We start from the raw sequence: 6,604 nt of genomic DNA on the forward strand, positions 1-6,604 counted from the left end.
CCCAGGAGGGGGCGAGCCAAAGGGTGGAACCAAGGGGTGGTGGATTACATCCAGCCACGCTCCTTGTAGTAACGCACCGCACCCTCATGCAGGGGAGCGGAGAGGCCCACCTTGATCATGTCGGTCTCTTTCAGATCGGCGAAGGCCGGATGCAGACGCTTGAAGCGAGCCAGGTTGTCAAACACCGACTTGGTCAGCTGATAGACCACTTCCGGATCCGTCTTGGCGCTCACAGAGAGCACCGCCTTGCCACCGATGGAGGGAGTCGGGTTCGGGCTGCCCTTGTAGAGACCACCCGGGATCTCGGCCTTGCTGTAGTAGCTCCTCTCGGCCAGCAGCTTGTCGATCTCGGGGCCGGTCACCGGCACCAGCACGGCGTCGGTGGTGGTAGAGGCCTCCTGAATGGCACCGTTGGGATGACCGACGAAGTAGCTCATGGCATCGATGTTGTTGTCACCCAGGGCGGAGGCCTGCTCGGCAGGTTTCAGCTCGGAGACCAGGCTGAAGACCCCCTTGTCCCAGCCCTTCACCGCCATGATCTCTTCGAAGGTATCGCGCTGGCCGGAACCCGGGTTACCGATGTTGACACGCTTGCCCTTCAGATCGTCAAAACCGGCGATCTTGGCATCCTTGCGCGCCAGAATGGTGAACACCTCGCTCTGCAGGGAGAAGACGGCACGGATATCCTCCATGGCCCCTTCTGCCTTGAACGGCTCCAGACCCTTCATGGCCTTATACTGGTGATCCGACTGCATGATGCCAAAGTTGAACTCACCGCTGCGAATACCGTTGACGTTGGCGACACCACCACCACTGGCCGGAGCGTTGCACTTGATCTCGTGGGTCTTGGTGCCCTGGTTCAGGAAGCGGCAGATAGACTGGCCAGCCACGTAGTAGACGCCGGTCTGGCCACCGGTACCTATGGTCACGAAACGCTCGGCAGCCTGGGCCTGGGTGCCCGGCAGCAGGCCAAACAGGGCGGCAGAAACGGCGCAGGCCAAGGTTAATCCCTTCATGTGTACATCCTTTTGTTATGGTCTGGGGGGCTCGCCTCATCGTGAAGCGATAGGAATGGATCAGGTGGCGGACACCTGCAAGGGGACGGGACGTAGACGACCTACGGCAAAAGGTGACGACATCCTGTCACAACAATACAACATTCCAAAAATAACCCGATATCCTGGGTCTGATGCAAATATTAATCTGCAAACAGCCGAATATTTATCGAAAAATTTGAAGGTGATCAACCTAACTCTCTCTTCCCTTGTGACCCCGCTCTCGGCACGGGATCGCGATCTATGTCCCCCTTGAATCCGGATAACAGAAGAGGGGGCCGCAGCCCCCTCCCATCGTTGCTCTGGCAACCGCCCTGTCAGCCCACCGGAGTCAGAGTGATGGTGACCCGGCGATTCTGCGCCTTGCCTTCGGCCGTGCTGTTGGTCGCCACCGGCTGGTCCGGGCCCACCCCTGTGGTGGCGATGCGCGAACCGCTCACGCCGCTGGCGATCAGCTGGTTGGCGACCGCGTCGGCACGCTGTTGGGAGAGGCGCATGTTCAGATCCCGCGAGCCGGTGCTGTCGGTGTGACCGACCACGTTGAGGCGGGTTTTGTCGAACTCGGTTACCACCATAGCCACCCCGGAGAGGGTGTTGGCGCCGGCGGCCTTCAGTTGGGCGCTGGCGCTGTCGAAGGTGACGTTGTTGGGCATGTTGAGGATCAGCTGATCGCCGCTACGGGTCACGCTGACGCCGGTGCCCCTGAGCTTGTCGCGCAGCTTGGCCTCCTGCACGTCCATGTAGTAGCCGATGCCACCGCCGAGGGCCGCGCCGGCGGCCACACCGGTCCAGACCCCCTTCTTGCGATCCCCCTTGCTGGAGGAGAGTGCCCCCACGGCTGCGCCGGCAGCGGCGCCGGCCAGAGAGCCCCAGACCGCCTTCGAGGTCTGCTCTTCACCGGTATAGGGATTGGTGGTACAGCCGGATACGGCGATGGTCAGTGCCAGCATGGGCACCAGAGTCTTGGCTCGCATGAAAAAAACCTCTGAGAAATCGGACCGGCACCGCGCCGGGGCGGCGATTGTAGATCAGGGCTGCGCCACTGTCTGACGCTAACCTTAACCGGCGAAGCGAATGGCGATTTTTCAGGCACGACTGCGCCGCATCAAACGGCCCCTTCCCCCCGATGCGTCACCCCGATGCCCCACGCCTGCTGACACTCCGCATGACAGGGGCAGCTCACCAGATGATCGTTCACCATCCCCACCGCCTGCATGAAGGCGTAACAGATAGTGCTGCCGACGAAGGTGAAGCCGCGTTTTTTCAGCGCCCTGGACATGGCATCCGACTCCTTGGAGGTGGCCGGTATGTCACCATCACCCTGGCGCCGGTTGACGATGGGGCGCCCCCCGACGAAGTCCCACAGGAAGCCGGCGAAGTCGACCCCCTCCTCTTGCATGGCCAGGTAGGCGCGGGCATTTTTGATGATCGACTGCACCTTGAGCCGGTTGCGGATGATGCCGGTGTCTTGCATCAGGCGCTCCACGTCGGCCTCGCCGAAGGCGGCGATGGTCACCGGATCGAAGCCGGCGAAGGCCCGATAGTAGCCGGGCGTGCGCTTCAGGATGGTGATCCACGACAGCCCAGCCTGCTGCCCGTCGAGGCAGAGCTTGGCAAACAGCTCGCGGCCATCGCGCACCGGGCGACCCCACTGGGCGTCGTGATACTCGATGTATTCGGGATCCCGGGTTACCCAGGCACAGCGCAGGGTCAATTCGGTGCTCATGTAATTTCGCCTATTATCCGACCATGCCAGACGGTATACTCCTTCGGTTCAATTTCAGCAATTTCGCGCGAAATCCAAGCCATGCAAAAATTCGATGTCAAAACCTTTCAGGGCCTGATCCTGCAGCTGCAGGACTACTGGTCCCGCCAGGGCTGTACCATTATCCAGCCGCTGGACATGGAGGTCGGTGCCGGTACCTCCCACCCGATGACCTGTCTGCGCGCCCTGGGGCCCGAGCCCATCGCCTGCGCCTACGTGCAGCCCTCCCGCCGCCCGACCGACGGTCGTTACGGCGAGAACCCCAACCGTCTGCAGCACTACTACCAGTTCCAGGTCATCATCAAGCCCTCTCCGGACAACATCCAGGAGCTCTACCTGGGCTCCCTGAAAGAGCTGGGGATGGATCCGCAGGTGCATGACATCCGCTTCGTCGAAGACAACTGGGAAAACCCGACCCTGGGCGCCTGGGGTCTGGGCTGGGAAGTGTGGCTCAACGGCATGGAAGTGACCCAGTTCACCTACTTCCAGCAGGTGGGCGGCCTCGAGTGCAAGCCGGTCACCGGCGAGATCACCTACGGTCTCGAGCGTCTGGCCATGTACATCCAGGGCGTCGACAGCGTCTATGACCTGGTCTGGTCTGACGGCCCCCTGGGCAAGACCACCTATGGCGACGTGTTCCACCAGAACGAGGTGGAGCAATCTACCTACAACTTCGAACACGCCGATGTGGAGTTCCTGTTCCACTGCTTCGAGCAGTACGAGAAGGAAGCCCAGTCCCTGCTGGCGCTGGAGAAGCCGCTGCCGCTGCCGGCCTACGAGCGCATCCTCAAGGCCGCTCACTCCTTCAACCTGCTGGATGCCCGCAAGGCCATCTCGGTCACCGAGCGTCAGCGCTACATACTGCGCATTCGCACCCTGACCAAGGCCGTGGCAGAGGCCTACTACGCCTCCCGCGAGGCGCTGGGCTTCCCCATGTGTCAGCGCGCAGAGAACAAGCAAGGTTAAGGAACGGACATGGCACAACATACATTTTTGGTAGAGATCGGCACTGCCGAGCTGCCGCCCAAGGCCCTGCGCTCTCTGGCCGAAGCCTTCGAAGCCAACTTCAAAGCCGAACTGACCAAGGCCGATCTGGCCTTCGCCGGTGTCGAGTGGTTTGCCTCCCCGCGCCGTCTGGCGCTCAAGGTGTTCGGCCTCGCCGCCGAGCAGCCGAGCAAGAGCGTCGAGAAGCGCGGCCCGGCCGTGGCCCAGGCGTTCGATGCCGACGGCAAGCCGACCAAGGCCGCCGAAGGCTGGGCCCGTGGCAACGGCATCACCGTCGAGCAGGCCGAGCGCCTGGTCACCGACAAGGGCGAGTGGCTGGTCCACACCGCCAAGGTCGAAGGCCGTCCGGCCAAAGATCTGCTCGGTGAGCTGGTAGCTTCATCTCTGGCCAAGCTGCCCATCCCCAAGATGATGCGCTGGGGCGACAAGAGCATTCAGTTCGTGCGTCCGGTCTTCACCGTGACCCTGCTGCTGGACGGCGACTTGGTGCCCGCCCACATCCTGGGTATCGACTCTGCCCGCACCCTGCGCGGCCACCGCTTTATGGGCGAGCCGGAACTGACCATTGAGTCTGCCGACCAGTACCCGCAGATCCTGCAGGAGCGCGGCATGGTCATCGCCGACTTTATGGCGCGCAAGGCCAAGATCAAGGCCGACGTCGAAGCGGCCGCTGCCGCCTTCGGTGGCGTGGCCGATCTGGACGACGCCCTGCTGGAAGAGGTCACCGCCCTGGTCGAGTGGCCTGTGGTGCTGACCGCCAACTTCGAAGAGAAGTTCCTGGCCGTGCCGGCCGAGGCCCTGGTGCACACCATGAAGGGTGACCAGAAGTACTTCCCGGTCTACGACCAGAGCGGCAAGCTGCTGCCCAAGTTCATCTTCGTCACCAACATCGAGTCCAAAGACCCGAGCCAGATCATCGCCGGTAACGAGAAAGTGGTGCGTCCGCGCCTGTCTGACGCCGAGTTCTTCTTCAAGACCGACCTCAAGCAGACCCTGGCCTCCCGCCTGCCGCGCCTCGAGACCGTGCTGTTCCAGCAACAGCTGGGTACCGTGCGCGCCAAGGCCGCCCGCATCGAGGCCATGGCCGGCTTTATCGCCGCCAAGATCGGTGCCGACGTGGGCCAGGCCCAGCGCGCCGGTCTGCTCTCCAAGTGCGATCTGATGACCAACATGGTCAGCGAGTTCACCGACACCCAGGGTGTAATGGGCATGCACTACGCCCGTCACGACGGCGAAGCCGAAGCGGTGGCCCTGGCCCTCAACGAGCAGTACATGCCGCGCTTCGCCGGCGATGCCCTGCCCGCCGGCCTGGTCTCCTGCGCCGTGGCCCTGGCCGACAAGTTCGACACCCTGGCCGGTATCTTCGGCATCGGCATGCTGCCCAAGGGTGACAAGGACCCGTTCGCCCTGCGCCGCGCCGCCATCGGTGCCCTGCGCATCATGACCGAGAAGCAGCTGGACCTGGATCTGGTGGAGCTGGTCGAAGAGGCCGTCAGCGTCTACGGTGACAAGCTCACCCACAAGAGCGTCGTCACCGACGTGGTCGACTTCATGCTGGGCCGCTTCCGTGCCGCCTATCAGGACGAAGGCATCGCTGCTGACGTGGTGCTGGCCGTACTGGCCCGCCGCCCGACCCGTCCGCTCGACTTCGATCGCCGCGTCAAGGCCGTCAGCCACTTCCGCACCCTGGATGCCGCCCTGGCCCTGGCCGCCGCCAACAAGCGCGTAAGCAACATCCTGGCCAAGGTCGAAGGCGAATTGCCGACTGCCGTCAAACCGGAACTGCTGGTCGATGCCGCCGAGAAGGCCCTGGCCACCCAGGTTGCCGAACTGCAAGCCGAACTGGCCCCGCTGTTCGCCGCCGGTGACTATCAGGCTGCCCTCACCCGTCTGGCCGCCCTGCGTGAGCCGGTCGACACCTTCTTCGAAGAGGTGATGGTGATGGCCGACGATGAAGCCCTCAAGGCCAACCGTCTGGCACTGCTGAACAACCTGCGCAACCTGTTCCTGCAAGTCGCGGATATCTCCCTGCTGCAGTGATTGAGGTTTGTTGGCTAGATCAAAAAAACGGCGCCAAAAGGCGCCGTTTTTATTAAAAATAGATTAATCTATCACCTTCGTTTGCACACGATAGGTAACACTAAAATGTTCTTTCATGTGGATGAATCAGGTAATACAGGCAATCAACTTTTTGATAAAAATCAACCTATATTAACTTATGGCGTTCTATCCAGCACATTGAACGTAGATGCATTAGGAAAACAGTGGTTCAAAGATATAACAAAGAAGCTCGACATTGATTGCCTTCACGCAAATCATCTCGGAGTCAATAAACTAACTGAGGGAGATTCTGGGACACCCACCTTTTTGACAGGGGCGTAGCGCTCTGCTGGACTTGAAGCCTCACTGCCGAGGAACTCGCCATGACCATCGCCCGTTCACGTCAAATCAGCCTGCAGGATACGCCTTACTACCACGTGGTGAGCCGCTGTGTGCGGCGGGCCTTTCTGTGCGGGGAAGATGCTCATTCGGGGCAGAGCTATGAGCATCGCCGCCAGTGGGTGGTCGACCGGCTGGGCCAGCTGTCGCGCCTCTTTGCCATCGGCATCTGCGCCTACGCGGTGATGAGTAACCACTACCACCTGGTGCTGAAAGTGGATGCCGAGCAGGCGCAGGGCTGGAGTGAGCGGGAGGTGGCCGAGCGCTGGGCCGGGCTGTTCCAGTGGCCGCTACTGGTACGCCGCTGGTATCAGGGGGATGCCCTGATTGAGCCTGAGCT

The 6,604-nt window shown here is 61.9% G+C and carries 5 protein-coding genes and 1 pseudogene; 3 read left to right on the forward strand and 3 right to left on the reverse strand.

Going from position 1 to position 6,604, the window contains the following annotated elements; genetic code table 11:
- Window positions 1–44: 44 nt before the first annotated feature.
- From AB5Y48_RS18275 to AB5Y48_RS18285, 3 genes are all read right to left on the reverse strand, one after another.
- The gene (locus AB5Y48_RS18275; RefSeq protein ID WP_050666320.1) at window positions 45–1,016 is read right to left on the reverse strand and encodes a TAXI family TRAP transporter solute-binding subunit; all 972 of its coding nucleotides are present in this window, start codon (window positions 1,014–1,016) and stop codon (window positions 45–47) included.
- Between the two features lie 356 nt (window positions 1,017–1,372).
- Window positions 1,373–2,029, reverse strand: a complete 657-nt coding sequence (locus tag AB5Y48_RS18280; protein WP_368165393.1) for an OmpA family lipoprotein — start codon at window positions 2,027–2,029, stop codon at window positions 1,373–1,375.
- A 131-nt stretch (window positions 2,030–2,160) separates the two neighbouring features.
- Window positions 2,161–2,769 carry a DNA-3-methyladenine glycosylase I gene (locus AB5Y48_RS18285; protein WP_368165402.1) on the reverse strand — a complete coding sequence of 203 codons (609 nt, stop codon included), beginning with the start codon at window positions 2,767–2,769 and terminating at the stop codon, window positions 2,161–2,163.
- Between the two features lie 93 nt (window positions 2,770–2,862).
- On the opposite strand from AB5Y48_RS18285, the gene glyQ reads away from it, so the two are divergent.
- The 3 genes and pseudogenes from glyQ to AB5Y48_RS18300 form a co-directional block, all read left to right on the forward strand.
- Window positions 2,863–3,786 (forward strand): glycine--tRNA ligase subunit alpha, encoded by a 924-nt coding sequence (gene glyQ / locus AB5Y48_RS18290; RefSeq protein ID WP_050666318.1) that lies wholly within the window; start codon window positions 2,863–2,865, stop codon window positions 3,784–3,786.
- A gap of 9 nt (window positions 3,787–3,795) precedes the next feature.
- Window positions 3,796–5,865: a glycine--tRNA ligase subunit beta gene (gene glyS, locus AB5Y48_RS18295; RefSeq protein ID WP_368165395.1), complete on the forward strand. Its 2,070-nt coding sequence runs from the start codon at window positions 3,796–3,798 to the stop codon at window positions 5,863–5,865.
- Between the two features lie 383 nt (window positions 5,866–6,248).
- A pseudogene (locus tag AB5Y48_RS18300) lies at window positions 6,249–6,604 on the forward strand (alpha-amylase family glycosyl hydrolase); the annotation flags it as partial.

Source organism: Aeromonas sp. R6-2, assembly GCF_040908155.1.
In the GTDB taxonomy this organism is placed as follows: Bacteria; Pseudomonadota; Gammaproteobacteria; order Enterobacterales; family Aeromonadaceae; genus Aeromonas; species Aeromonas schubertii.

Coding starts and splice junctions, on each gene's coding strand:
- glyS (WP_368165395.1), top strand. CDS start 3,796: ATGGCACAACATACATTTTTGGTAGAGATCGGCACTGCCGAGCTGCCG.
- AB5Y48_RS18275 (WP_050666320.1), bottom strand. CDS start 1,016: ATGAAGGGATTAACCTTGGCCTGCGCCGTTTCTGCCGCCCTGTTTGGC.
- glyQ (WP_050666318.1), top strand. CDS start 2,863: ATGCAAAAATTCGATGTCAAAACCTTTCAGGGCCTGATCCTGCAGCTG.
- AB5Y48_RS18280 (WP_368165393.1), bottom strand. CDS start 2,029: ATGCGAGCCAAGACTCTGGTGCCCATGCTGGCACTGACCATCGCCGTA.